The organism is Arthrobacter sp. UYCo732 (genome assembly GCF_040547265.1).
In the GTDB taxonomy this organism is placed as follows: domain Bacteria; phylum Actinomycetota; class Actinomycetes; order Actinomycetales; family Micrococcaceae; genus Arthrobacter.
Window position 1 is genome coordinate 311,159 of sequence record NZ_JBEPPJ010000002.1, and the last position, 21,454, is coordinate 332,612.

Here is a 21,454-nt window from a genome sequence, read left to right on the forward strand (position 1 = left end):
CGCCGCACACAGAAAGGGCATGAGCCAAACCACACGTGTACCCGCCGGAATCCCTGCCGGCGGGCAGTTCGCCGCCCACGCCCACGCCGAACCCGTCTTCAGGCTCGGGGGGTCCTTCTCTGAGAGCGCCATCAGGTCCATCACCAACCGTCATCAGGATGATGAGGGCGTCGCCACCATCGACCTGACCGAAGACCAGCTTGCCGCGGTCAGGGACCACATCGACGACACCGGGGACTTCTCCTATGCCGGCGTCCGACAAGCAGCGGAGGACGCCTACTTCAACGACAACGGGTACACGCCCGCGGAGTACAGCGCCTTCATCTCCAGCCACGTGGACATCAGCAACTACTTCGGCGACCCGAACGCGCTGCGCCGCGACATCGAGCAGGCGCGTAAAGACAACTTCCGCGTCTACCAGACTGCCTGAGCCCCCGAGAACGTTGCCGAGGCCGCACAAGATCTGGTCAGCGCACACATCTCGTTCGCTTCGTCAACGAAAGCCCGACGACCCGGCCGCGGCCGCCTCCTGAAACCCGCCGGCCCTGCCCGGAGCCGTCTACCACTGACCCGCTCACGTAAACTCCATCCGTACCAAACCCCACGCAAGGACACCATGACCGCCACCATCACCCGCCAGCCCCAGGGAATCCCCGTCGGCGGCCAGTTCGCACCCCTCACCCATGCGGAACCGTCCGTGTCCCTGGGCGGACCCCTCACCCGCGAGCAGGCGCTGGACCTTTCAACCCTGGTCCCCGGCCAGCCGCGCACCATCGGCCGTGACGTCCACGGCATCGACGGGATCGACACAATCACCCTGACCGGCAAAGGCCCGCTGCGTAAACCGTCCGTGCCACTGTTCATCGAACCGTCCGCCGCGGCCCGGGTGGCCCCGGAAAAGCACCTCCTCGAGCTGCGCTACACCCTGCCTGCCGAAGCGAACCTCAGGGAACTGTACGAGTTCGACGACTGGAGCTACCGCCGCGCACGCCAGGCAGCCCACAGCGGCATCGAAGACTTCGCCGACCTTGGTCCCAAGCCCTGGCCGGCACCGCCGTCCCTCCTTCCAGACACCAAGGTCGAGCTAGACGACGCCGGCGATCTGGCCTTCACCACCTATGAGACGTACGCCGAGGGCGCGTCCATCGACCCCGACGACTTCGCATCCTGGGCCTCCGAGTTCTCGGGCTACACCGACCCGGCAACCCGCCGGGAACTCGCCACCCGCATCCAGGACAGCTACAACTCCTGACAAGAGAAAGCCCGCCGCTGATTCAGCGGCGGGCTTTCCTGTCGTGGGGCTACTTTCCGCCGGATAATCCCTGACGGGTGCCCCGCTGGCGACCATTGTCGTCGCAGCTGGCCGGCAGCCGCACACACATCTGGCATGACGACAACTCGCCAGCCGAAAGGCGTCCCCGTCGGCGGCCAGTTCGCCCCCGACACTCACACCGAGTCAGCCTTGACACTGAACAGTGTCCCGATGACGAAGCTGGAGGCCGGTTTCAAGGAGGCCCGGCGGCTCCAGCAGGAGAAGATGGCGCAGCTTACTTTCGAGATGGCAGCGACCTCTGCGGCCGCAATCGCCGCCCGAACCAAGGCTATGCACCCGACCGCCCGGTACGCGGTCTTCCACACCGACGACCAGCAGTGGCACGAATTCAGGCCCTACGCAGTCCTGGACGCCGACCGGAACGAACTGGTGATCAAGAATTGGCTCGATCCCAGCAACGGCTTTCACGCCTGGGCGGACGGGGACGGCGACGAAGACCCCGAGTCAATCCACATGCTGGCCAACGACCTGGAAGACCACGGCGGCAAGCTGGACGGCATCCTCTCCGAGAAGACGGCGGGACCCGGAGCGAACGCCACCATTCACCTCGACCTCGATAAAGCACTGGAGATCTCATGAGCACCACAACCAGACAGCCCAAAGGGGTCCCGGCCGGCGGCCAGTTCGCCGCCACCGGGCACGCAGAACCCTCGGTCGCCCTCACCGCAGAGCAGAAACGGCAGCAGGACTTCCTGGCAGAGTCTGCCCGGCCGCTGACCATCCGGGACATCGAAGGACTGCAAAACGCACACGGCACCTACGAACCTGGCCAGGGCTACTACCAGCACATGCCCAAAGTCTTCGACGCCGCCATGGAGAAGGCCGCGGCCACGCCCGAGGGCCGCAAGACTCTCGCACAACGCGCCCAGGCTGAGGAGCTCCAGGCGATCACCGGAACCCCGGCCCGCGAAATCCTCGGCTTCCACGAAGAAGTCGGGCCCCACGAACCGGGCAGCCAGCCGTGGAGGAACCTCACCCAGATGTACTCCGAAAGCGTCTGGAACACCCCGATCGCCAACGTCGACTTCATCGACACCCGGATGCGGGGCGCCACCGGAGCGCCGGCCCGGTCTGAACTCGTCAACAAGCGCAGAGCCATCACCGCCGAAATTGACGCCCTGGACGTCAACGAAGCCGCGGCGGCACTCCGCAAGCGATTCCCGTCCGCAGCCGTGATCGAAGCGACCGCCGGTGAGGAACAGGCCACCCCGTGCCGGCTCACCGACGCCCACGGCACAGACCTTTGGCGCGGTGACATTGAAGACCTGACCGAACTGGACGCCCTGAACCTGACCCCGGACAAGCACTACGCCGGAGTCAACCCGCTGCGGACCTGCACCTCACCGGATGACCAGGCCTGGATCCGCCGATACGACCTGGACAAAATGACCGAACTCACTGCCAAGGACCTGCTGTGAACACCAACCGCCAACCCAAGGGCGTGCCATCCGGTGGCCAGTTCGCTTCCGACACCCATGCCGAACCACAGCTGTCCCTGGCAGCCGAACCCCTCACCTCCAGGGACGAACTCGTCGCAGCCCGCAGGCACCTGTCCGCGCAAATCGGCGCCATGGACGTCACTGCGGCCGCCAAGGGCCTAAAAAAGCGGTTCCGGGGAGCGCACGGAATCTCCGCGTACCGCTCCAGCAACCAGGTCTTCGACCCCGAAGAGATGACCATCCGGATCTCAGGCAAGGACGGCCGCACCATGTGGGAGGGGCCGCGCGCCAAAGTCGCCCAGCTCGGCACCCTGTCCCTGATTCCCGATCAGTACCAGGAGGAAGACTCCCCGCTGCGGACCAGCCGCGTCCGGGGCAGCAACTACAGCTGGCGGTACTACAGCATCGAGAAGATGGCCGCCGTAACACCCACAGACCTTGCATCCCACCAGCCAGGGGAGAACCGATGACCACCCCCAACCGCGTCGAGAAAGGCATCCCGGCCGGCGGGCAATTCGCCGCCAGCGCGCACGCCGAACCGGACGTATCACTCGACTTTGACCGCGGCGAACGGGCCCCGGTCGCCGACATGGGCCCGGAGCAGATCCGGGCATGGGTCGCCGGGCAGGCCCAACACCACCTTTCCCCGGTCATCGGGTGGCTTCGCCGGGACGCCGCAAACGGCAAGGACACCAGCAGCCATGTCACGTCCTTCAAAGACAGGGTCGACCGCCTGGCCAACGATGTCGCCGAACGCTTCTCCGCAACGCCGCCCGGGTTGCAGCAGCGCGGCGACGCCACCAACGTCGCCAGCGAAGCCATCCACACACACCTCAAACCCCTCTTCAACGATCTCGCCGCCGCCGCTGATGACGACTCCCGGCTGACCGCCATCCGCTGGCGCATGGGCGCCGAAGCCGCGGCCGACGAGATCGCCAAGAAAGTCACAGCCCCGGCCCCGGTCCTCGACGGTTTCACGGCAGCCGACGTCGAAGACCACCTGGCACGGGAACAGCACGAGAGGCAGTGCGCCTGCGAACTCAAGGACGACATCTGTTCGACACAGGAGTACGGCGAGCACTGGCGCCACCGCATGGGTGTCCCGGACGTGGAAGGCATCTTCGACTCGATCAAGGAAATGGCCGCCGCCCGCAAAACCAAATCAACTGCCGAAGGAGCATCATGACCGTCACCGTCCCCACTGAAACAGCCACGCCAATCACCCGCGTTGACGGCCACACGGCGCTGCAGAACGCCTTAATCCGGGTCGACATTGACGATGTCAGCCTGCCGGACGGACGCCGCGGCGAATACTCCGTGATCACCGGCGGAACCGGCCTGGGAGCACTCACCATCCCGCTGGTCACCGCAGCCGGCACCCACTTCTTCGGCTTCATCAGCAAGTACCGCTACCCGGTGAAGACGACCCTGCTGGAATTCCCGGCCGGCGGGACCGAGAACTTCTCAGCCGCCGAAGCCGGACGTGAACTGATGGAGGAAACCGGGCTGGCCCTCACCGACGGGATCTTCTTGGGAACCACCTATCCCGACCCGCTGCTGAACTGAGAAGTGGCCATCTGGCTTAGCCGCCAGCCCGAAGAGGCCCTGGCCGCCACTCACTACGAGGACGAATCAGGCGGCGTCCTGCACTGGTACAGCCACGACGAGGTCAGGGAAATGATCCGCTGTGGCCTCATCCGATCCGGCATCACCCTGACGGCGCTCATGATGCTGGAAGTCTCCGGGCTGCTTGCCGCCCCCGGTGAACGCGACTGAGGACCGCCGCACACATGTTTGGCATGACCACAGACACCGCAGCACGCCAACCCAAAGGGGTCCCGGCCGGGGGCCAGTTCGCCCCAACCAGCCACGCTGAGCCCTCGGTTGCACTCCAGACCGAGGCCCTCACCAAAGAGCAGTTCGCCGTCCTGATGACCGACGAGCTCGCCGGACAGATCGACGCAAGCCTCAAGGGACGCATCCGCGGCAAGGATTGGTACTCGGGTGCCAGGACCGACCAGGTCTTCGAATCCGAGCTCGACGATGATGGCATCTACATCTACACCCGCAAGCCCAGCGCGGATGAAGGCGTTTCCTACACGGTCGGATTTACCGACGGCAAAGCACAGATCGCCCTTCACAACGACTACAACCCCGACTTCAAGCCTCGGGACCTGCACCCGGAGCGCTGGACGGGGCCCGAGGACGCTGCGAAGGAAATTTCGGACACCATCCTGGACATGGAAGGTGGTGCCAGCGACGCCATCGCCAGCAGGGGCCAGTCCCCGGACGGCTTCGCTTCCGACGCAGAGTACCGCCGGTGGAAGGAACGATGAGCCGCCAGCCCGCCGGAATCCCTGTCGGCGGCCAATTCGCCGCTGCCGCCCACGCTGAGCCGGACATCGCCCTGGCCGCAGCCCTGCAACCACGGAACAACATGCCCGCCCTCGGCTCGGCCGCCGCCGGCTACACCGACACCTTCGACGAAGCCGGGAACCTGGTCCTGCAGGTCCGACTCAAGAACGGAAAACCTAACGACGCCCCGGACGGCACGCCGGCGATCATCCGGTACTCCACGAATCCGGAGGGCGCCACACACGCGACCTTCTACACGGACGGAGTGGTGCACGACGGCTCCGGCGACAAGCCCTCCGAACTGCTCACCTGGAGCTCCGGCCGCACCGAAATACGGCGCGGCCACCGCCGGCCCCACACGGCCTTCTTCTTCAGACAGGACTCACCCGATGGCCAGCCGGCGTCCGTGAAGACCAGCGCCGAGGGCACTGTCGTGACGGGCCACTTCGCCCAGGGCATCCTCCAGGACCCGGCCCCGCGCGTCCCCGCCCGGGTCGAAGTCCGGGCCGACGGGACCCGGATCGAACAGCGCGCACCGTTCGGCCAACTCGAGGACCTGCCCGACGGGACACCGTCCGAACACCACTACGGACCGGCCGGCAACCTTATCGCCGAGATCCGGCGCCACGGGGACAAGGGCTGGGACTCCGACTACGGCGACCCCTCCGAACGCCGTTACCGCGATGACGGGACCGTCTACAAGGAGGTCTACCGCTACAACGGCAGCCTGCTCGACTCGCCCACCGGCAAGCCGGCCCTTATCGAATACGCCGCGGACGGCAGCATCGCGCGGCAGGTCAGCGAGCCCATCCAGTGGGACTCCTACACAAAGGAAGAGGTCCGCTTCAACACCCGCGTGACGCGCCGGCAGGCCTGGCCGTACACGCGGAAAGAACCTGTCCCGCCCTACGTTCCCGAGCCGCCGAAGCGGACGACAGGATAGGCCCCGTCAGCGGCTTCGGAGCATAGGTAAGGGAGAACACAGTGGCATGACACGACAGCATGCCGGCGCACAGGAATGAAAGCGCTGCCCGAACGACCAGAAACGGACCAATGACCACTTCAGCAGGAACGACCGACATGCGACTCACCACGCTGAAGAACGGCATGGTGGTCATGAAAGCCAAAGACCGGCACATCTTCGCCGCGTGGCTGCTGGACTGGTCACTCATCCTGGTCCTCTCGCTCGGCACCTACATAGCCCTGCTGAAGGGTGACCCGCTGACAGCCCTCCTCGCCGCAGCAGCGGTATGGCCGGCCGGGGCGTTCGTCTACGGTCTGGCGTGCTGTTACCGACGCTCGATCGGTCAGGCAGCCGCCGGCACCCGCACAGTGCGGCTGGACAATGGACAGGTTCCTGGCTTCTGGCGCTCCGGCTACATGATGGTTCTCCGCCTCGTGCTCCTCCCGTTCGCATTTTCAGGCCTGGTGATTGTTGCCCTGGGGAGCACCGCACCCACAATGGAAGGCCCCCGCGACCGGCACCTGTCCATTGACGTCCGGGCAACGGCAGGGCCGTCTTCCCAGGTGCGACGCGCCTAACAGAATGGCCCGTCGCACGGGCATCCGCATAGGGATAACAAGCCCGAGAGCGCTGCCCTACTCTTGCCACCCCCTACCCGACCGAACGGAACCACCGATGACCACCAGCCCAGAAGAAGTAACCGAAGACCCCGCCGAAGTGACTGATGAGTCTGGCGGACCCATCTGGGAGGTCGTCCCACTCGGCGACGGCAGAACTGTCGCTCCGGCACGCTACCGCGAGGTGGCATTCGCCTGGGCGGTTGACGCCGGAATTGTCTTCGCAGCTACCTTCGGCGTCTACATCGCTCTGGCCGCCGCGTTCCCGGACCCTTTCTCGTTCGCACGGGAACTGAACGCCCTGGCTGCGTGGCCGGCGGTGGCGTTCCTGTACGGGCTCACTGCCAGCTACCGGCGCTCCCTGGGGCAACGCATCGCCGGCACCCGAACCCTCAGGATCGACAACGGCGCCGTGCCGGGCTTCTGGCGCTCAGGCTGGATGATGGTGCTCCGCGTCCTGCTCCTCCCGGTCGTTTTCGTCTATCACATGTGCGGCGGCAGTACCTTTGGCATCACCGACCGTCACATCTCGGTCGACGCCCTCGCCACTGGATACTGACACGAAGCAAGGCCGGCGGTAGGCCAAAGCGTTCGGTGAGCGAAACTGGCCACACCGCACACATCAGTCGTGTTGGATCCCGCGCCACTGTGCGGGCCTGCGGAATCGTAGCTCAAAGGTAGAGCAGGGATCTCGCCCAAGGATGCCGGAGTCAAGACCCGGCCGGACCGCAGGCAATCACGGTGGCATTGCGGTGGTGCATGATGGCTGGCTCGCTGGCCATCGAGTCATAAGCTCATGGGGTAGGGCTGGGAGATCGAAACGCTCCCGGTGGCCGGTTCGAGTCCGGCTGACTTGCTGAATGTGAAAGTAATTCGCTGAAGCGGTGACACTATTTAGATTCGCCGCACACATTCAATCTGACGGAAGAATTGAACCGGAAAATCGTGAGAGATTTTTGAGTGTACAAATTCCCCGTCTCTCAGTTAGAGTTTTACAAGCAGGCCACCCCGGTCATCGAAATCGTTCAGGAAAGGACAAGCCATGCTCGCAAAATCCATGCTCAGCATCTCGGCAGCATCATGCCGCCTCGGCTTTGTCCTGCCCACGACGAAGCCGGCGTTGGAATCCCCGAAGGCCTATGGAAACACCTGGCAGCGGAATGACCACGCAAGGCACCGAAGTCTCCTCTAAGTTTTGACGGCATGACCGTCCACCAGAGGCCGCTTCGGGTAAGTCCAACCCCGAGGCGGTCTCTTTTTGTCCCGATGAGGACGACAGACCGCCTCTACCCGGCCGGAGTTCCCGGCTCTGGGGAGGTAGCTCAGTTGGTAGAGCAACGGTCTCCAAAACCGTAGGTCGCAGGTTCAAGCCCTGTCCGCCCCGCGCAGTACAAAGGCACTCGCAAGAGATGCCATTGCTCATTGAGAATTCCATAGTGAACGTGAAGTAAGAGCTGGAGAAGCTACAGGAAAGCCAAATCCTGTGGTGCTATTTCTCCGCGCTCAAAATCAAGTGATAAACGGTTCCCGGACCGGCGCGAAGGTTTATGCCTGAAGGCCGGTCCGGGAATTCACGGGAGATTACCCAAGTGGCCAAAGGGGGCGGACTGTAAATTCGCTGGCTCAGCCTTCGTCGGTTCGAATCCGACATCTCCCACTCGCAGAGTAGAGCAGTTCGGTAGCTCGCCGGGTTCATATCCCGGAGGTCGCTGGGTTCGAATCCCGCCTCTGCAACGATGGCCGCCCGTCAGGGCGGGCATGCCCGTCTGGCGAAATTGGCAGACGCGCCAGCCTCAGGAGCTGGTGTCCGCAAGGACATCCCGGTTCAAGTCCGGGGATGGGCACGGTGGCCATGAGCAGGGTGGCCCAAGTCCAGGCATTACCGCAACGTCTTGACCGGCGGGTGCATGCCTGGGCGATGTAAAAACAAATACCCGCCGCCGGGTGGCTTCGACCACAAAGGCCTGAACGTGGACTGCAGCTAGTCACTGCACACCCCGCGGAACGGCGCCCGGTGTCTCGCCCGTCTGGCGAAATTGGCAGACGCGCCAGCATGAGGTGCTGGTGTCCGAAAGGACGTCCCGGTTCAAGTCCGGGGATGGGCACTTGCCGGGTTGGACCCGGTACATAGGGAGGCCCCAGCCGACTGGCGGCGGCAGCTGCTTCGAAACCAGCCTGCGGGTAAAACCGCGTGGGAGTTCGACTCTCCCGGTCTCCGCGCGCAGTACACAGGGAAGGTAAGCGAAGTTGGGGAGCAGGCCGACTGCTGATCGGCTAGGACGGGTAACACCGTCTTACGGGTTCGAACCCCGTGCCTTCCGCACAGTGGTGAGAGAGCTCGAACGCTCCGCACACATGGGTCAGGACAGAACAACCAACACCGGTGGTGAAGGCCGCCGGCTACGGGGACTTAGCTCAGTTGGTAGAGCATCTGTATGGCATACAGAAGGTCAGGGGTTCAATTCCCCTAGTCTCCACAGGTCAGCAATGATCCAAGGCCGCACCGCGGTCTGAATGGGGCCATGGCGCAATTGGTAGCGCACCTGCTTTGCAAGCAGGGGGTTCGGGGTTCGAGTCCCCGTGGCTCCACGGCTGGGAAGGGCAGCGCATCGATTCCAGGGAGAAGATCCCTAAGAAGGACACTGGAAATTCGAGCGTCAGCCACCCGGCATTGGTCACCCGTCAGCGAAGGAGAACACGGTGAACATCGCTTTGTACTCCGACGCGGACGGCATCTGGGTCGCCTGGTCCGACCACCGCTTCACCGCGGCGCCGGCCCAACAGACCGGCTGGACCGGACAATGGCATCCTGTGACGATCCCTGGATCGTTTCCCGGGTACTGGTCCGAAGAGTCAGTCAGTGCGATGAACCGGATCGCGGCTCATCCCGACCTCACCGTCAAATGGCTGACGGCTTGGGAAGAGGACGCACCGGAACAGCTGGCACCGACGATCGGCCTCAACGGCGCCGACTGGGAGATGATCCCCGGCGTTGAAGAGGACGACCTGGCCAACTGGAACTGGTGGAAGCTGGCGAAAATCCGCGAGGACGTCGCCCGCAACCGGCCCGACAAAATCGTCTGGATGGATGACGACATCAACTTCGATGCCAAGTCGCTGGCGTGGCTGGAGTCGTTGGATATTCCAGTGCTGGTGATCTGCCCGCGGACCGAACACGGCCTCACGAGGGACCACCTGGCCGAGATCGAATCGTTCATCGGAACGTAGTAACACCCCGCCCCTATAGCTCAGTTGCGCAGAGCTCCGAGCTTTTACCTCGGATGTCCTTGGTTCGAGTCCAAGTGGGGGCACGCAGGATGACAGCCGGAAAGACGGCGACGCCCCTATAGCTCAGTTGGTTTAGAGCATTCGCCTCTTAAGCGAAGGGTCCTCGGTTCAAGTCCGAGTGGGGGCACGAAGTGCGGCACGCAACGCCAGGCGGGATGTACCTGGAAGAACGCCGGTAGAGCGTGCTGCACGACAAATGTGGGATCCGCTCCCCGCCCCTGTGCATGGGGCAAATGCGGAGGCGCCCAGCCGGCGCCGGGCAGGCTCATACCTTGCCCGGATGCATCGGCGGCTGGACGTTCACGGCCATCTAGCTCAGACGGTTAGAGCGCTTCGCTGATAACGAAGAGGCCCGGGGTTCAAGTCCCTGGATGGCCACGACGGGTGAATCCCGTTTTGATCCGGCATAGCTCAGCTGGCAGAGCGGCGCCCTGTTAAGGCGATTGTCCCTGGTTCGAGCCCAGGTGTCGGAGCGAAAGCAAGCTCGTCCCTCGCGGGGTGAACGGTAAGAGCCCGCAGTGCGCCGTAGGGGAATTGGCAGACCCACCCGCCTCTGGAGCGGGGTCGTTCCTGGTTCGAGTCCAGGCGGCGCAGCTCAGCAAGCACCACCTCGGTGGTCCGGTAAGAGCCCGTTCTGGAGTCATAGCTCAGCTGGTTAGAGCGCCGCCCTGTCACGGCGGAGGTCGCGGGTTCGAGTCCCGTTGGTTCCGCGGGGGAGTGATCCCCTCATGCAGTACCCCGCCCGATTAGCTCAGTGGTAGAGCGCGTTCTTGGTAAGAACGAGGTCGCCGGATCGATTCCGGCATCGGGCTCGGGCGCCGGACGGCGCCGCGCGCTGTGGCACCGAAGGCTAGTTGGCGATTTTCGCCATGAAGACTAGGTGTCATGGCCGCATGGTGGGTGTAGCTCAGTTGGCAGAGCGCCTGGTTGTGGTCCAGGAGGTCGCGGGTTCGAGCCCCGTCTCTCACCCCAAGTTCGCCCGCGTAGCTCAGTGGATAGAGCGCCTGCCTCCGGAGCAGGAGGTCGGAGGTTCGATTCCTCTCGTGGGCACGCACGTTTACCTGGCCCCCATCGTCTAGCGGCCCAGGACACCGGCCTTTCACGTCGGCAGCACGGGTTCGAATCCCGTTGGGGGTACGCAGCACCACGCGCCCATAGCTCAGTTGGATAGAGCGCCGGTCTACGGAACCGGAGGTCGGGAGTTCGAGTCTCTCTGGGCGCACGCAGCAAGACCCGCCTGTATAGCTCAGATGGTAGAGCGACGAAATCATAATTCGTATGTCGCTGGTTCGAATCCAGCTACAGGCACGCTATTGGTCCAGGACGATCCTTTTCTTGCCAGGGGCCTTGAAGTTATCCTCCGTGAGCTTCGGCTTGAACTCCGGGCAATAGGCATACGTGGAGATCGTGACCAGGACGGGGGCCTCAAGTCTTTCCACGTCTCGGATTTTTGCGAGCTCCCTGTGGAATGCATCCATGTCATCGCGTTCCGGGAGGAGCTGGCAGATGACAGTGGTAAGGGATTCGATGCTGGAGGTTTCCAAGAACACGTTGTTCACCCGGACAGCCCACTCCACCCATGCGTCCCGCTCCTTCCCGGCAGCCGGGATCTGCGGGTCCGGCAATGGAGGATCGCCGGCGGCGCATCCTGTGAAAAGGGCGCAAGCCACAGCCAGGAAAGCAGGCATTCTCCAAAAGCGCGCCACGGTGCTGATCAACCTTAGTCCCCTGTCGAAAGTTCCCTTCCACTGTAAATCACAACCGGCCCGACTGGCCAAATTGGCAGAGGCGCTGTACTCAAAATGCAGGAGTTCCCGGTTCGAGTCCGGGGGCGGGCACTGGGGAGACTCAATGGAGTCTCCGCACACATTGAAGATGTTGGAAGCCGCTGCGTAGGCCTATGCGCAGCCGAAGGACCCGTAAGGGGTTGGTGGTTCAAGTCCCGCCACCGGGCCGGCCGTTCAACGGCGGCGGGATGAAACGTAGGTCAGCGCTTGTATAGCTCAGTTGGCCAGAGCGCCCGTTTCACACGCGGGAGGCCCGGGGTTCAAATCCCTGTGCAGGCACTGGATTCCGTAAACCAAGGCCCCCGCAAGGGTGGCGTCAAAATCACGGACGGGATAACGCCACGATACGGCGGAGAGAGGGCGGCCCGGCCAGGCTACCCTCTCTCGCTTGCTTGTATAGCTCAGTTGGTAGAGCGCCCGCTCGACATGCGGGTTGTCCGGGGTTCAAGTCCCTGTGCAAGCACTCAGGCTGAAGCACTGCAGCCGTCCGAAGCGTTGTGACCATGTAGCGGTCGACCCACCGGACAAATCCAGTGTTAGTGCTTCCCTAGCTCAGATGGCCAGAGCGTTCGCCTTGTAAGCGAAGGGTCGGCGGTTCGAATCCGCCGGGAAGCTCAAGGGGCGGCACGTCCCGGTCTGTTGACCATCAGTGCGCACCGGGGTGTAGCTCAGCTTGGCTAGAGCGCCTGCTTTGGGAGCAGGAAGTCGCAGGTTCAAATCCTGTCACCCCGACGTTTTACCCGCCCTTTTAGCTCAGTTGGCAGAGCGCTTCACTCGTAATGAAGAGGTCGCCAGTTCGATTCTGGCAAAGGGCTCGAACCTGTCCGTGGGAGTAGTTACCCCACCCGGAATACCCGTCAAACTAACGGGCCGGAGCCGGACAGGATTCACGCTGGTTGGCGAAATGGCAACGCGCCTGCCGTAGGAGGCAGGAGTTCACCCCGGATGAGAGTCCGGGCAGGGTATCCCTGGGTTCGACTCCGTGACCGGCGCCGCAGTGAAAAATTCGGGGTGTAGCGCAGCTTGGTAGCGCGCGTCGTTCGGGACGACGAGGTCGCAGGTTCAAATCCTGTCACCCCGACGCAGTACAAATTGGCGGGATGGTCCGAGCGAGTTTGGTAGCGCACCTGGCTGGGGGCCAGGTGGCCGCCGTCGGACGCCTCGGGCTGCCCTCGAAACTTCAATTCGAGGCGGCATCCGAGTGTCCGAACAGGCATCCGGCGAAGCCGGACTGCCTGTGTTCAATCCTGTCATCCCGACGCCGGACTCACCTCCGGACAATGACGGTGCAGAAGCTGCGCAAATGGAACCATTTGCGCATCCGTCGAACGGTCTCTTAGCTCAGTTGGTAGAGCGTCCGGCTGAAAACTGGAAGGTCCCCGGTTCGAACCCGGGAGTGACCACGGGGGAGTAGCTTCCCTCCTTGTATGCCGCTATGAGTCGAGACAGCGGTCGTGCTGCGCCGGTGCGGACAAACGGCGACCCAATACCGCTGAGGGAAAACCCACCAGGGCATGCGGTCGTCCACGGGAACGAGATTCCGGGCAGGTGTCGGGCCCGCTAAGGCCCTAACCCTGCAATGTTGGTGTGGTGTAAATGGCAACACGACAGTCTGCCAGTCTGTCATTGCGGTCAGGCGCCTCGGGCTGCCGCTCGGACCTCCGGTTCGAGCCGGCATCCGAGCGCCTGGACAGGAAGATCCAGCTTCGCTGGAACTGCCTGGGTTCGATTCCCGTCACCGACTCGAAGTACCAATGCGGGAGTAGCTCAGTTGGTCAGAGCGCCACTCTTCCAAAGTGGATGTCGCGAGTTCGACTCTCGTCTCCCGCTCGCATGGCGCCCTGGTGCGCCGTCACGCCCCCGTAGCTCAGAGAATAGAGCGGCGGCTTTCTAATCCGCGGGTCGCAAGTTTGAATCTTGCCGGGGGCACCGCAAGCACTGGTTCTGCTGGCGCTCCATCGACACCTCCAGTTATCTTGTGTCCCGGGCCTGTCCTCGGATCAGCAGGCACGTGCCGGCAACACCGATCACCGCGCCCGCAGCCGCCCCCGCCGGAAGAGCCCACAGAGCGACGACTCCCATCACGGCCGCCGGGCCGATCACGGCACTGGCCTCCGAGACCAACTGGAAGAGCGCGATCATGGGAGCACGGTTCTCCGCAGGCGCCGTCCGGGAAGCCAGGAGGGACAGGAATCCTGCCCCCAGTCCCGTGGCCACTTCGATGCCCAGTGCGACAGCGCTCAGCCAGAGCGGCCCGCTGACCAGCATCATGGCGATAAGACCGATTGAGATCCCGGCGCAGGACAACGTCCCGCAGCGCACCGGGCCCAGGATCCGCCCCAATCGGATGCCGAGCCAGATGCCGCCGAACCCGACGACGGACGCTACCGCCGTCAGGAGCGACACTTGACCGACGTCCATGCCGATACTGAGAGCGATCAGGGGCACCAGAATCGTCTTGATGTGGCGCCGCGATGTAACGGCTGCGTGAATAGCGCCGACCCTCAGCACCTCACCCCTGTTGCCTGTCAGCCCTGGCGCGGTCCTGCGTGGCTTCTGGTCGACGGATGACCCGGTCTGCCGGTCGGCAACATGAAGAACGGCAGCGATGACGGCGAGCCCCAGACCTGCCACCACAGGAGAGTGAACCTGGCCGGTGAGTGCGTATGCACCGGCGCCGAGCAGCGGCCCTGCCACCATGCCGACCCTCAGCCAGGCGCTCAGAACGGAGAAGACCTCCGCGCGCCGGTCAGGGTGGAGCTGGTCGGTGAGTCCGGCGATCCGTGCCACGGTGTGCACCCCGGAGCCGGCTCCCAAGGCGAGCATGGACACGATGAGCAGCGGCAGGCCAGGGGCGAGGAGAATCCCGAGCAGTGCAGCGGCGATCAGCCCTCCCGAAACGGGAAGCATGCGGCCGGCACCGAAACGGGCGACGGCCCTGCCTCCGGGCAGTGTTGCGATCATGTTCCCCGCCGCGATCGCTGTCGTGACGACGCCGGCTTCCGCGGGGGAGGCCCCGTGCTCCAGCGAAACGGCGATGATGGCCGGCAGGGCAGCCGTCGCGGCCCCGGTGAGCAAGGCCGCTGGGAGGTAGGCCGAGCGCAGGAGCACTGCAGTGTTTGGCCGTGCGGTGGCGTTCCTGGGACCGGAGACGTTCGTTCTCATGCCGGGAAACATGCGTAGATCCGCGCCCGACGGGGGCGGTGAGCGTTCTCTTCATCGCCGCACACATGAAAGAAGTCAGCCCGCCGAACACGGGCCAGGCACGGGTGCTTCCGCCCGATCGACCGCCCTGAGAATGGCGGCTCGTGAACGAAGCCCAGTTGGCCAAGCTGGGTTATCAAAAAGGACATAGCGGTGAAGGGCCTGTTCGGCGTCTGACACCGCGAGGGGGACCTAGCTCAGGTGGAAGAGCGTGGTCGACGAGGGCGCCCTTTAGTCGACTTGGTCGGTGGTTCGAGCCCACCGGTTCCCACGAGGCTGCTTCGGCGGCCTTACTAGGGGGTGAATTGATTCGACATTCAATGATCCTTCCGAAAAGAAGCGGGTAAGGAAACGCACGGTCATCCTTTCAAAAGTCCGGGCAACAAGAGATGCCAACGCAACTCGCTCTGATCTCGCTCTCGCCGCTTAGTCGGCTGGAGACCTAAACGGGGTCTGTCTCAAACCGCATCAGGCAACTGGCTCTCGGCCGCGGTTTAGGCATCAGCAAAGGAGACCTGGATGACGGCAGCGCTGTGGGCCGCCACCTGTATCAGCAGCTAGACCGGGACGGTTCGTTGTTCGCCATGAACCGGACGGGTCGATAAGCACCAAGGTGGACTACACCCGTAGAAGAGTTTGGAAGCATTGGATGGACGCGAGCTCGCTACTCGCCACCTCCACACGGCCGGGGTGCCTTGCGGCGCCCCGGCTTTTACATGGCGCTGTGGGTGAATTGGTAAGCCGGCAGACTGCAAATCTGTGCCTCCGGGCATGCCGGTTCGAGTCCGGTCGGCGCCTCCAATGATCCATCCACGGGAAGACTTTCCTGCCGTTCCGCACACATTGGAGGAGTCGGAACCTCCGGCACGCAGATCCGGAAGGATTCCCATGTCAATCACCTTCAGCACCGCGCTCAGCCCCATCACTGGCTTCGCCTTCGCCTGCGGGCACGACAACGGCGTGACAGACCACCGCTTCGAAACCTACGACGAGGCCCGGACGTTCCTGCAGGCCGAATACGATGCCCGCGGCTATACCGGCGCCCTGGCCGTCTGCGGTGACGTGGACTACTGCGCCTACGGGATGATGTCCGTTCTGGCCATCGAGTCGGCCCCCTCCCCGGAGATGAACGTCAGCAACGCCAACGCCATGCACCTCTTGGAGCTGCTGGGTCTTCCGTCCACGCCGTTCGAAGGGTCCCTCGCAGGCTCAACGACGCCGGAGGACTTCATGGGCAGGGTCCTGCTCGCTGAGGCCATCAACCCGGCCGACGCAGGTGTCCCCGTCACCACGACTACCAGTGAGGGCGGTGCCACTATGGTCCAAATGGGCCGCCGCGTCGGCTATTCCGAGGACCGGCTCGCCGCCCTGCGGGAACTGGCGGACTTCGCCGTCGACCGCGGACGGGATGTCCAGTGGTGCTGAGCGTAGACCCGATACCGGCCGAACTCGACCTCCGGGGAGTACTGACGCACCTGCTTGACGCGGCAACCACGTTTTACGGCGGCACGCAGATCGCAGGCCCGGCGGAGGCGCTTGTCGCGGGCCTCTCGTACGGCGTCATAGAGGGCCTCACCGTGCTCGCGAAACAGAAGGGCGCAACGCCGTACGAAATCGCCCGGGCATTCCAGGGTGAAGTGATTGGCTCTTCTTTCCGGGACTAGCGGCGCCGGCTTCGGTCGTCATCTACGCATGTTCCTTGGCATGAGCGAATCAACGAATGTCCTTGTACGCCCCGCGGTTGAGATCGCACCTTTCCAGGACGGGCAGCACCTGCACGGCGCCGTTGAAGCACTGCTCAAACTGCGCCGCGCCGAGGGCCTGTACCCGCCCCAGCGCGACGTCGAGGCCACCCCGACGGCCTTCACCGGCTGGCTCCTGAGCGAGGACGCCCTGGGCCGCTGGGTGGCTATCGTTGACGGCCAGGTGGCCGGGCATATCTCGATCACCGCACCCCACCCCTACCTGACTGAAGCCCTAGCCGGGATGGGGCAGGTGTCTCCGGCGCCTCATGGTATCTGCGAGGTTTCCAAGTTCTTCGTCGACCCGACGGTCCAGGGTAAGGGAACCGGGGCGCAGCTGTTCGAAGCAGCTTTCCGCTTCGCCCGCCGGGAAGGAATGCAGCCGGCCCTCGCTGTGGTCTCCACCTCGCTGGCGGCCCGCCGGTTCTACGATCGCCACGGGATGATCGAGACCGGAAGCTTCCAGGGGATCCACGGCGAGAACTTCGTCTTCGTGGACGGTGTCAGTGATCCTTCCTGGGGGCTGGAACCGGCCGTCGGCGTCCTCACCGCATAGGGACAGCCAGACAACACCGGCACCACCGCGAGGACTCACATGGCTACCCACCCATCCGCTGACCCGGAACTGAAGAGTTTCGTCAGCACACAACTACTGTTCACCCGCATGGGCGACAGTGAAGCAACCGCCGCCCTGGAGTTCCTTAGCGACTCTGAGACTTCTGCAGCGCCTCTCGAGGATCCAGCCGAACTGGTCGGCGTCTAGCCCTCGCACCAGGCGGCCTCCTGGCGCCGCAAGGCCTTCAGGCGGCGCCCCATCACCACCTCAGAAAGAGAACCTTCGTGAGCACTTCACCCTCCGCCGAAACAATCCGCGACGTCATCATCGTCGGCTCCGGCCCCGCAGGCTACACCGCCGGCATCTATACCGGGCGGGCCAACCTCCGGCCGCTGATCGTTGCGGGCATGATGGAGCCCGGTGGAGAGCTGATGAAGACCACCGAGGTCGAAAACTACCCTGGCTTCCCGGAAGGTATCGACGGGCCGGATCTGATGGCCAACATGGAGGCCCAGGCCGAGCGCTTCGGCGCCGAAATCCTCTTCGAGGACGCCACGGAGCTCGAGCTGGACGGACCGGTCAAGAAGGTCACCACCACCGACGGCGGCGCCCACTACGCCCGGAGCGTCATCATCTCCACCGGCTCCGCGCACCGGAAGCTCGGCCTCCCCAACGAGGAGCCGTTCTCCGGCCGTGGCGTGTCCTACTGTGCGACCTGCGACGGATCCTTCTTTCAGGACCTTGAGGTCGCCGTGGTCGGCGGGGGAGACTCGGCCGCAGAGGAAGCCCTGTTCCTGACCAAGTTCGCCAAGGCCGTCCATCTCATCGTCCGCGGCGACCAGCTGCGCGCATCGAAGATCATGGCGGACCGCGTCCTAGCCAGCCCGAAAATCTCCGTCGAGTTCGAAACCGAAGTGATCGGAATTCTCGGACAGGACAAGGTCGTCGGCCTGATCCTGAGCTCCAAGGACAGGGAATACGACTACACGGTTCCGGCTGACGGGCTGTTCGTCACGATCGGCAACGACCCGCGCACCGCCCTCGTGGCCGGCCAGCTGGACCTCACCGCCCAGGGCACCATCGCCGTGGACGGCCGGTCATCCAGGACCAACCTGCCCGGCGTATTCGCGGCCGGCGACGTCATCGACCCGACCTACCGCCAGGCGGTCACCGCGGCCGCGTCTGGCTGCGTGGCCGCCCAGGACGTCGAGCACTACCTCGCAAACTCCGTCCCGGCCATGCTGGAGTCGGCCACGGCCTAAAGGCCAGTCCTCGCTGGTGTACGCGGCAGCACCCCGGTCTTTGGAACCGGCAGACGAGGTTCAAGTCCTCGGCGAGGAACGCAAATCAGGACGAAGCGCAAACGCGCCGGAGCAAGGAGCCACCATGACGCAGAAACTCATCGAAGGAAGCCAGGTCCAGCTCGGTCAAGGCACACGGGCTAAAGCGTGGTGGAAGGTCCGGAGCGCCGACGAGCGGTTCGCAATCCTCACTCGGCCACGGTCTACGGCCGGCAAGGGCAGCGAGTACACCATCATCGACCGGGTGCGCGGTGTCCGCGGCCCCTGCGACCTCATCGGACAAGGATGGGATGTAGACGCCGACGGAGGTTGCGCGTCACTCCTGAGGGCACTGAACTTCCATCTTGAAGTGGCCTCCCGTCTGGAGGCCGGCGAGAAGCGGGTCGTCATGACGGAGACGTCCACCGAGGTCTCCCACAGGAACAACGTCCCGGTAGAGATCCTCAACATCAAGCCCTAAGCGAGGCCAGAGCAGTCTTCCTTCACGTTCGCTGTGGATCTCCCAATGATCAAACCGCTCTCACGAAAGTGAGCGCATAGAGAAGTTCGGAGGCCGCAAACACAGGAAAGGGGAGCGGATGTCATGGAGAGCGTTCTGGTCCTCAACGCGGGGTACGAGCCGCTGCACAGGGTGTCGCTGAAGCACGCCATTCGAATGGTCCACCGCGGGGTGGCTGAAGTCCTGAAGGACGACGGTGCGACGTTCGGTCCCTTCCTCCGGCCTGTAGTACTGCGCCTGATCAAGTACGTGAAGATGTCCTGGCGGACACGGTCCACCTGCACCAAGGAGGCCGTGAAGCGACGTGACGGCCGCTGCGCGTACTGCACCAAGGGCAAAGCCGAAACGGTTGACCACGTCATGCCGCAGTCCCGCGGCGGCCAAAACACGTGGCTGAACCTGGTCGGCTGCTGCTTCAAGTGCAACCAGCGCAAGGCTGACCGCACCCCCGAAGAGGCCGGCATGAAGCTGCTCCTGACTCCGTATGCCCCCAAGTCCCGGCCGCCGCTGGTCCCGGACTTCGACTATGCACTCATCGCCTAGGTAGGGCGGTCCCGTTTTCCGGGGCCGCCCTTCGCGGTGTCGTGGTCGTGTTGAGCGCGCCAATGTAGGGTCCTAAGCAACGAAGGGATACTCATGGGACGAATTGAAGACGGCGCCGAAGCGCTCCGGAACAAGCAGCTGGAAGCCGAGTCAGCAGAAGGCCTCCGTATTCGGGAGGCGGAGGAGGACTTCGCCGAGTTCGTCCAGATCATGCGCAGCAAGGGCATCCAGCCGGAACGGACGTACACGAGGTCTGTCGAGTCCAGGGGCATTCACTCCCGGGAGTCCAGGCCAACCACTATCATCTCCCTCGATGAGTCCTCGGTAACGGGATGGATCATCGATTACAGCTTCCGGGGCGAGTATGACGATCACGAGTGGTTTGCCACCCTGATCACGGCAGACCTGGCCCTGTGGAAGACCCGCTCTTTTAAGCGAGAGACGACGAAAGGCGGACTCGTTGAGTATCCGTCCCTCCAGCCCGGACAGCTCGTGGTTTCGAAGGCATTCCCGGGAGGCGCCGCAGCTGAGCTCGTAGTGGTCGTGGACGAACCGTTGCCGGACCATCTCCGCCACCATGAAACAAGCAGATTGTCCCAACAGGCCCGGACGTACCTCGACACCCTCAACTAGGAACCGCCAGTGGTAGCCAGGAACACCAAAGGACCCCGGAGACTTCCGAGGCCCTTTGGGGTGCAGCCGCCTAGCTGAGGATTGAGACGAGCTCGTCCGAAAGCTCCGGGCAGTAGTTCTTGGAGCCGGCGCCCAGTAAGTAGCCGATGTCACGGCCCATCTCTCTGGTCAGCACTGCACCCTGCTTGGATTCGGCCATGGAAGCCTGCTTTTCCACGATCTCTGCCTTGGTGGTGCCGTTGTACACGGCCGCGCACGTGGTCTGGGTCAGGACTACCAGCATCGACTCATCGTAAGGATCCAGGGTGGTGGTGTTTGCCCTGACGTGCGTCACGAAGGCCGTGTCCGAGATCGTGCCGTGCTCGTAGTCCCACATCGTTTTGGTCAGGACGGTGCTCGCGTCCTTTTTGGGGCTGCCGGCCTTGTAGTCCACACCTGTCTCCGAGTCCGTGGACTTGGCGTCCGAAGTGGGTTCGGCGGTGGCGGATGGACTTGATCCGGCGGTGACGGTCACTGTAGGCGCCGGTCCTGCCTGGGGCAGCATGCTGCAGCCGGCGGTCATGGCCAGGATCGCGGCGGCGAGTGAGAGGGAGGCGAGCTTCTTCATGATGTCCTTGGGTTTTTGCGAATGCTGTCGCTAGGAAACATGCGTAGAAAGAGGCTGCGGGGCAATCTCGCTCAGGTGGCCTGGGCGAAGGCGCCAGTCAGGTCCGGGCAGTAATTCCGGGTGCCGACACTCAGGACCTTCTCAAGGTCGCTACTTACGGCCGCAGTGAGGCCGTCCTCGGAGCCAGTGGCTGAGATGATGGCCTGCTTCAGCAGGGCGACTTTGCTGGTCTGTCCGTTCCCGAGCGCAGCGCACGTGAGCTGGGACATCACGGTCAGCTTGTCATCGGCCAGATCCTTGATGGCGGTTGTCCCTTTGCGTGCTTCCAGATAGAACGCCTTGTCCTTCATAGCCGGCGCCTGGTAGTCCCACATGGTTTTGTTGGGCGTCGGACCTTCGGTGGATCCACTGCCCGAGTACTGTGAGGTCGGCGGCGGCGTGGTTGGCGCTTCTGCCGGTTCCGCCGGGGCAGAGCAGCCGGCGGTGAGGGCGAGGACGACCGCGGCCGTCAGGAGGGTTCCGAGCTTTTTCATCATGTCCCTGGGTATCCGGTTGGGGTCCGCTTACATCCCGAAACATGCGTAGG

The 21,454-nt window shown here is 63.9% G+C and carries 26 protein-coding genes, 34 tRNA genes, 1 other RNA gene and 1 pseudogene; 58 read left to right on the forward strand and 4 right to left on the reverse strand.

Going from position 1 to position 21,454, the window contains the following annotated elements; all coding sequences use genetic code 11:
- The first annotated feature begins 19 nt into the window (after window positions 1–19).
- From ABIB45_RS05025 to ABIB45_RS05195, 35 genes are all read left to right on the forward strand, one after another.
- A complete protein-coding gene (locus ABIB45_RS05025) occupies window positions 20–430 on the forward strand; it encodes a hypothetical protein (RefSeq protein ID WP_354214843.1) in 411 nt (136 codons plus the stop codon).
- Window positions 431–616: 186 nt separating this feature from the next.
- Window positions 617–1,252 carry a hypothetical protein gene (locus tag ABIB45_RS05030; RefSeq protein ID WP_354214844.1) on the forward strand — a complete coding sequence of 212 codons (636 nt, stop codon included), beginning with the start codon at window positions 617–619 and terminating at the stop codon, window positions 1,250–1,252.
- A 135-nt stretch (window positions 1,253–1,387) separates the two neighbouring features.
- The gene (locus tag ABIB45_RS05035) at window positions 1,388–1,912 is read left to right on the forward strand and encodes a hypothetical protein (RefSeq protein WP_354214845.1); all 525 of its coding nucleotides are present in this window, start codon (window positions 1,388–1,390) and stop codon (window positions 1,910–1,912) included.
- The gene (locus ABIB45_RS05040; RefSeq protein WP_354214846.1) at window positions 1,909–2,751 is read left to right on the forward strand and encodes a hypothetical protein; all 843 of its coding nucleotides are present in this window, start codon (window positions 1,909–1,911) and stop codon (window positions 2,749–2,751) included. Before ABIB45_RS05035 ends, ABIB45_RS05040 begins: the two co-directional genes overlap by 4 nt.
- On the forward strand, window positions 2,748–3,242 hold the full coding sequence (locus ABIB45_RS05045; protein WP_354214847.1) for a hypothetical protein: 495 nt from the start codon (window positions 2,748–2,750) through the stop codon (window positions 3,240–3,242). Before ABIB45_RS05040 ends, ABIB45_RS05045 begins: the two co-directional genes overlap by 4 nt.
- On the forward strand, window positions 3,239–3,958 hold the full coding sequence (locus tag ABIB45_RS05050; protein ID WP_354214848.1) for a hypothetical protein: 720 nt from the start codon (window positions 3,239–3,241) through the stop codon (window positions 3,956–3,958). Before ABIB45_RS05045 ends, ABIB45_RS05050 begins: the two co-directional genes overlap by 4 nt.
- Window positions 3,955–4,338: an NUDIX hydrolase gene (locus tag ABIB45_RS05055; RefSeq protein ID WP_354214849.1), complete on the forward strand. Its 384-nt coding sequence runs from the start codon at window positions 3,955–3,957 to the stop codon at window positions 4,336–4,338. The genes ABIB45_RS05050 and ABIB45_RS05055 overlap by 4 nt, the downstream gene beginning before the upstream one ends.
- A 3-nt stretch (window positions 4,339–4,341) precedes the next feature.
- A complete protein-coding gene (locus ABIB45_RS05060; protein WP_354214850.1) occupies window positions 4,342–4,548 on the forward strand; it encodes an NUDIX hydrolase in 207 nt (68 codons plus the stop codon).
- 23 nt (window positions 4,549–4,571) lie between these two features.
- Entirely contained in the window at window positions 4,572–5,108 is a 537-nt protein-coding gene (locus ABIB45_RS05065; RefSeq protein ID WP_354214851.1) for a hypothetical protein, read from the forward strand.
- Window positions 5,105–6,070: a hypothetical protein gene (locus ABIB45_RS05070; RefSeq protein ID WP_354214852.1), complete on the forward strand. Its 966-nt coding sequence runs from the start codon at window positions 5,105–5,107 to the stop codon at window positions 6,068–6,070. Before ABIB45_RS05065 ends, ABIB45_RS05070 begins: the two co-directional genes overlap by 4 nt.
- 110 nt (window positions 6,071–6,180) lie before the next feature.
- A complete protein-coding gene (locus tag ABIB45_RS05075; protein ID WP_354214853.1) occupies window positions 6,181–6,669 on the forward strand; it encodes an RDD family protein in 489 nt (162 codons plus the stop codon).
- A gap of 97 nt (window positions 6,670–6,766) precedes the next feature.
- Window positions 6,767–7,267 (forward strand): RDD family protein, encoded by a 501-nt coding sequence (locus ABIB45_RS05080; protein WP_354214854.1) that lies wholly within the window; start codon window positions 6,767–6,769, stop codon window positions 7,265–7,267.
- A gap of 483 nt (window positions 7,268–7,750) precedes the next feature.
- Window positions 7,751–7,900, forward strand: coding sequence for a hypothetical protein (locus ABIB45_RS05085; RefSeq protein WP_354214855.1), 150 nt, complete (start codon window positions 7,751–7,753; stop codon window positions 7,898–7,900).
- 119 nt (window positions 7,901–8,019) lie between these two features.
- A tRNA-Trp gene (locus ABIB45_RS05090) sits at window positions 8,020–8,092 on the forward strand.
- Between the two features lie 191 nt (window positions 8,093–8,283).
- A tRNA-Tyr gene (locus tag ABIB45_RS05095) sits at window positions 8,284–8,365 on the forward strand.
- A 2-nt stretch (window positions 8,366–8,367) separates the two neighbouring features.
- Window positions 8,368–8,442, forward strand: a tRNA-Met gene (locus ABIB45_RS05100).
- A gap of 26 nt (window positions 8,443–8,468) precedes the next feature.
- Window positions 8,469–8,552, forward strand: a tRNA-Leu gene (locus tag ABIB45_RS05105).
- 177 nt (window positions 8,553–8,729) lie between these two features.
- Window positions 8,730–8,813, forward strand: a tRNA-Leu gene (locus ABIB45_RS05110).
- A 26-nt stretch (window positions 8,814–8,839) separates the two neighbouring features.
- Window positions 8,840–8,926, forward strand: a tRNA-Ser gene (locus tag ABIB45_RS05115).
- 14 nt (window positions 8,927–8,940) lie between these two features.
- A tRNA-Ser gene (locus ABIB45_RS05120) sits at window positions 8,941–9,029 on the forward strand.
- Window positions 9,030–9,112: 83 nt separating this feature from the next.
- A tRNA-Ala gene (locus ABIB45_RS05125) sits at window positions 9,113–9,185 on the forward strand.
- A 39-nt stretch (window positions 9,186–9,224) separates the two neighbouring features.
- Window positions 9,225–9,297: transfer RNA gene (locus ABIB45_RS05130), tRNA-Ala, on the forward strand.
- 111 nt (window positions 9,298–9,408) lie between these two features.
- Entirely contained in the window at window positions 9,409–9,936 is a 528-nt protein-coding gene (locus ABIB45_RS05135; protein ID WP_354214856.1) for an HAD domain-containing protein, read from the forward strand.
- A gap of 9 nt (window positions 9,937–9,945) precedes the next feature.
- Window positions 9,946–10,019 (forward strand) — tRNA-Lys (locus ABIB45_RS05140).
- Between the two features lie 29 nt (window positions 10,020–10,048).
- A tRNA-Lys gene (locus ABIB45_RS05145) sits at window positions 10,049–10,123 on the forward strand.
- 177 nt (window positions 10,124–10,300) lie between these two features.
- Window positions 10,301–10,374, forward strand: a tRNA-Ile gene (locus ABIB45_RS05150).
- 22 nt (window positions 10,375–10,396) lie between these two features.
- A tRNA-Asn gene (locus tag ABIB45_RS05155) sits at window positions 10,397–10,469 on the forward strand.
- 46 nt (window positions 10,470–10,515) lie between these two features.
- Window positions 10,516–10,590 (forward strand) — tRNA-Gln (locus ABIB45_RS05160).
- A 42-nt stretch (window positions 10,591–10,632) separates the two neighbouring features.
- Window positions 10,633–10,706, forward strand: a tRNA-Asp gene (locus tag ABIB45_RS05165).
- Between the two features lie 30 nt (window positions 10,707–10,736).
- Window positions 10,737–10,808 (forward strand) — tRNA-Thr (locus ABIB45_RS05170).
- A gap of 84 nt (window positions 10,809–10,892) precedes the next feature.
- Window positions 10,893–10,968: transfer RNA gene (locus ABIB45_RS05175), tRNA-His, on the forward strand.
- A 5-nt stretch (window positions 10,969–10,973) separates the two neighbouring features.
- Window positions 10,974–11,046, forward strand: a tRNA-Arg gene (locus ABIB45_RS05180).
- A gap of 14 nt (window positions 11,047–11,060) precedes the next feature.
- Window positions 11,061–11,133: transfer RNA gene (locus tag ABIB45_RS05185), tRNA-Glu, on the forward strand.
- Window positions 11,134–11,144: 11 nt separating this feature from the next.
- A tRNA-Arg gene (locus ABIB45_RS05190) sits at window positions 11,145–11,218 on the forward strand.
- Between the two features lie 13 nt (window positions 11,219–11,231).
- Window positions 11,232–11,304 (forward strand) — tRNA-Met (locus ABIB45_RS05195).
- Between the two features lie 2 nt (window positions 11,305–11,306).
- Here the strand turns inward: ABIB45_RS05195 and ABIB45_RS05200 are convergent.
- A complete protein-coding gene (locus ABIB45_RS05200) occupies window positions 11,307–11,621 on the reverse strand; it encodes a hypothetical protein (RefSeq protein WP_354214857.1) in 315 nt (104 codons plus the stop codon).
- Between the two features lie 139 nt (window positions 11,622–11,760).
- On the opposite strand from ABIB45_RS05200, the gene ABIB45_RS05205 reads away from it, so the two are divergent.
- From ABIB45_RS05205 to ABIB45_RS05255, 11 genes are all read left to right on the forward strand, one after another.
- Window positions 11,761–11,834, forward strand: a tRNA-Leu gene (locus tag ABIB45_RS05205).
- 154 nt (window positions 11,835–11,988) lie between these two features.
- Window positions 11,989–12,062, forward strand: a tRNA-Val gene (locus tag ABIB45_RS05210).
- A 111-nt stretch (window positions 12,063–12,173) separates the two neighbouring features.
- Window positions 12,174–12,246 (forward strand) — tRNA-Val (locus ABIB45_RS05215).
- Between the two features lie 78 nt (window positions 12,247–12,324).
- Window positions 12,325–12,398: transfer RNA gene (locus tag ABIB45_RS05220), tRNA-Thr, on the forward strand.
- A 42-nt stretch (window positions 12,399–12,440) separates the two neighbouring features.
- Window positions 12,441–12,515, forward strand: a tRNA-Pro gene (locus ABIB45_RS05225).
- A gap of 10 nt (window positions 12,516–12,525) precedes the next feature.
- Window positions 12,526–12,598: transfer RNA gene (locus ABIB45_RS05230), tRNA-Thr, on the forward strand.
- 75 nt (window positions 12,599–12,673) lie between these two features.
- Window positions 12,674–12,776, forward strand: a tRNA-Leu gene (locus tag ABIB45_RS05235).
- 14 nt (window positions 12,777–12,790) lie between these two features.
- Window positions 12,791–12,864 (forward strand) — tRNA-Pro (locus ABIB45_RS05240).
- Between the two features lie 249 nt (window positions 12,865–13,113).
- Window positions 13,114–13,186, forward strand: a tRNA-Phe gene (locus ABIB45_RS05245).
- Between the two features lie 353 nt (window positions 13,187–13,539).
- Window positions 13,540–13,613 (forward strand) — tRNA-Gly (locus ABIB45_RS05250).
- 26 nt (window positions 13,614–13,639) lie between these two features.
- Window positions 13,640–13,712 (forward strand) — tRNA-Arg (locus tag ABIB45_RS05255).
- Window positions 13,713–13,754: 42 nt separating this feature from the next.
- Here ABIB45_RS05255 and ABIB45_RS05260 read toward each other — a convergent pair.
- A complete protein-coding gene (locus ABIB45_RS05260) occupies window positions 13,755–14,948 on the reverse strand; it encodes an MFS transporter (protein ID WP_354214858.1) in 1,194 nt (397 codons plus the stop codon).
- A 225-nt stretch (window positions 14,949–15,173) separates the two neighbouring features.
- Between ABIB45_RS05260 and ABIB45_RS05265 the strand changes: the two are divergent.
- The 12 genes and pseudogenes from ABIB45_RS05265 (at window position 15,174) to ABIB45_RS05320 (ending at window position 20,261) form a co-directional block, all read left to right on the forward strand.
- Window positions 15,174–15,258: pseudogene (locus tag ABIB45_RS05265) on the forward strand.
- A 25-nt stretch (window positions 15,259–15,283) separates the two neighbouring features.
- Window positions 15,284–15,670, forward strand: a transfer-messenger RNA (tmRNA) gene (gene ssrA / locus ABIB45_RS05270).
- Between the two features lie 35 nt (window positions 15,671–15,705).
- A tRNA-Cys gene (locus ABIB45_RS05275) sits at window positions 15,706–15,788 on the forward strand.
- Between the two features lie 87 nt (window positions 15,789–15,875).
- Window positions 15,876–16,412, forward strand: a complete 537-nt coding sequence (locus ABIB45_RS05280) for a hypothetical protein (protein ID WP_354214859.1) — start codon at window positions 15,876–15,878, stop codon at window positions 16,410–16,412.
- Window positions 16,403–16,651, forward strand: a complete 249-nt coding sequence (locus ABIB45_RS05285; RefSeq protein WP_354214860.1) for a hypothetical protein — start codon at window positions 16,403–16,405, stop codon at window positions 16,649–16,651. The genes ABIB45_RS05280 and ABIB45_RS05285 overlap by 10 nt, the downstream gene beginning before the upstream one ends.
- 40 nt (window positions 16,652–16,691) lie before the next feature.
- Complete coding sequence (locus ABIB45_RS05290) at window positions 16,692–17,285, forward strand: GNAT family N-acetyltransferase (RefSeq protein WP_354214861.1); 594 nt, start codon at window positions 16,692–16,694, stop codon at window positions 17,283–17,285.
- Between the two features lie 39 nt (window positions 17,286–17,324).
- Window positions 17,325–17,492, forward strand: coding sequence for a hypothetical protein (locus tag ABIB45_RS05295; protein ID WP_354214862.1), 168 nt, complete (start codon window positions 17,325–17,327; stop codon window positions 17,490–17,492).
- A gap of 77 nt (window positions 17,493–17,569) precedes the next feature.
- Window positions 17,570–18,547, forward strand: a complete 978-nt coding sequence (gene trxB / locus ABIB45_RS05300; protein WP_354214863.1) for a thioredoxin-disulfide reductase — start codon at window positions 17,570–17,572, stop codon at window positions 18,545–18,547.
- A gap of 7 nt (window positions 18,548–18,554) precedes the next feature.
- Window positions 18,555–18,626: transfer RNA gene (locus ABIB45_RS05305), tRNA-Gln, on the forward strand.
- Window positions 18,627–18,671: 45 nt separating this feature from the next.
- Window positions 18,672–19,046, forward strand: a complete 375-nt coding sequence (locus ABIB45_RS05310) for a hypothetical protein (protein ID WP_354214864.1) — start codon at window positions 18,672–18,674, stop codon at window positions 19,044–19,046.
- A 123-nt stretch (window positions 19,047–19,169) separates the two neighbouring features.
- Complete coding sequence (locus ABIB45_RS05315; protein ID WP_354214865.1) at window positions 19,170–19,628, forward strand: HNH endonuclease; 459 nt, start codon at window positions 19,170–19,172, stop codon at window positions 19,626–19,628.
- Window positions 19,629–19,721: 93 nt separating this feature from the next.
- On the forward strand, window positions 19,722–20,261 hold the full coding sequence (locus ABIB45_RS05320; protein ID WP_354214866.1) for a hypothetical protein: 540 nt from the start codon (window positions 19,722–19,724) through the stop codon (window positions 20,259–20,261).
- A 70-nt stretch (window positions 20,262–20,331) separates the two neighbouring features.
- On the opposite strand, the gene ABIB45_RS05325 is transcribed toward ABIB45_RS05320, so the two are convergent.
- Both ABIB45_RS05325 and ABIB45_RS05330 read right to left on the reverse strand, forming a co-directional pair.
- On the reverse strand, window positions 20,332–20,868 hold the full coding sequence (locus ABIB45_RS05325; protein WP_354214867.1) for a porin family protein: 537 nt from the start codon (window positions 20,866–20,868) through the stop codon (window positions 20,332–20,334).
- A 71-nt stretch (window positions 20,869–20,939) separates the two neighbouring features.
- Window positions 20,940–21,404 (reverse strand): hypothetical protein, encoded by a 465-nt coding sequence (locus tag ABIB45_RS05330; RefSeq protein ID WP_354214868.1) that lies wholly within the window; start codon window positions 21,402–21,404, stop codon window positions 20,940–20,942.
- Window positions 21,405–21,454 lie beyond the last annotated feature (50 nt).

Excerpts from the sequence above, each read along its gene's own strand:
- ABIB45_RS05290 (WP_354214861.1), top strand. The coding sequence starts at position 16,692 with ATGAGCGAATCAACGAATGTCCTTGTACGCCCCGCGGTTGAGATCGCA.
- ABIB45_RS05295 (WP_354214862.1), top strand. The coding sequence starts at position 17,325 with ATGGCTACCCACCCATCCGCTGACCCGGAACTGAAGAGTTTCGTCAGC.
- ABIB45_RS05280 (WP_354214859.1), top strand. The coding sequence starts at position 15,876 with ATGTCAATCACCTTCAGCACCGCGCTCAGCCCCATCACTGGCTTCGCC.
- ABIB45_RS05315 (WP_354214865.1), top strand. The coding sequence starts at position 19,170 with ATGGAGAGCGTTCTGGTCCTCAACGCGGGGTACGAGCCGCTGCACAGG.
- ABIB45_RS05025 (WP_354214843.1), top strand. The coding sequence starts at position 20 with ATGAGCCAAACCACACGTGTACCCGCCGGAATCCCTGCCGGCGGGCAG.
- ABIB45_RS05320 (WP_354214866.1), top strand. The coding sequence starts at position 19,722 with ATGGGACGAATTGAAGACGGCGCCGAAGCGCTCCGGAACAAGCAGCTG.
- ABIB45_RS05040 (WP_354214846.1), top strand. The coding sequence starts at position 1,909 with ATGAGCACCACAACCAGACAGCCCAAAGGGGTCCCGGCCGGCGGCCAG.
- ABIB45_RS05065 (WP_354214851.1), top strand. The coding sequence starts at position 4,572 with ATGACCACAGACACCGCAGCACGCCAACCCAAAGGGGTCCCGGCCGGG.
- ABIB45_RS05085 (WP_354214855.1), top strand. The coding sequence starts at position 7,751 with ATGCTCGCAAAATCCATGCTCAGCATCTCGGCAGCATCATGCCGCCTC.
- ABIB45_RS05070 (WP_354214852.1), top strand. The coding sequence starts at position 5,105 with ATGAGCCGCCAGCCCGCCGGAATCCCTGTCGGCGGCCAATTCGCCGCT.
- ABIB45_RS05260 (WP_354214858.1), bottom strand. The coding sequence starts at position 14,948 with ATGAGAACGAACGTCTCCGGTCCCAGGAACGCCACCGCACGGCCAAAC.
- ABIB45_RS05325 (WP_354214867.1), bottom strand. The coding sequence starts at position 20,868 with ATGAAGAAGCTCGCCTCCCTCTCACTCGCCGCCGCGATCCTGGCCATG.
- ABIB45_RS05030 (WP_354214844.1), top strand. The coding sequence starts at position 617 with ATGACCGCCACCATCACCCGCCAGCCCCAGGGAATCCCCGTCGGCGGC.
- ABIB45_RS05055 (WP_354214849.1), top strand. The coding sequence starts at position 3,955 with ATGACCGTCACCGTCCCCACTGAAACAGCCACGCCAATCACCCGCGTT.
- ABIB45_RS05075 (WP_354214853.1), top strand. The coding sequence starts at position 6,181 with ATGACCACTTCAGCAGGAACGACCGACATGCGACTCACCACGCTGAAG.
- ABIB45_RS05310 (WP_354214864.1), top strand. The coding sequence starts at position 18,672 with ATGACGCAGAAACTCATCGAAGGAAGCCAGGTCCAGCTCGGTCAAGGC.
- ABIB45_RS05035 (WP_354214845.1), top strand. The coding sequence starts at position 1,388 with ATGACGACAACTCGCCAGCCGAAAGGCGTCCCCGTCGGCGGCCAGTTC.
- ABIB45_RS05080 (WP_354214854.1), top strand. The coding sequence starts at position 6,767 with ATGACCACCAGCCCAGAAGAAGTAACCGAAGACCCCGCCGAAGTGACT.
- ABIB45_RS05330 (WP_354214868.1), bottom strand. The coding sequence starts at position 21,404 with ATGATGAAAAAGCTCGGAACCCTCCTGACGGCCGCGGTCGTCCTCGCC.
- ABIB45_RS05050 (WP_354214848.1), top strand. The coding sequence starts at position 3,239 with ATGACCACCCCCAACCGCGTCGAGAAAGGCATCCCGGCCGGCGGGCAA.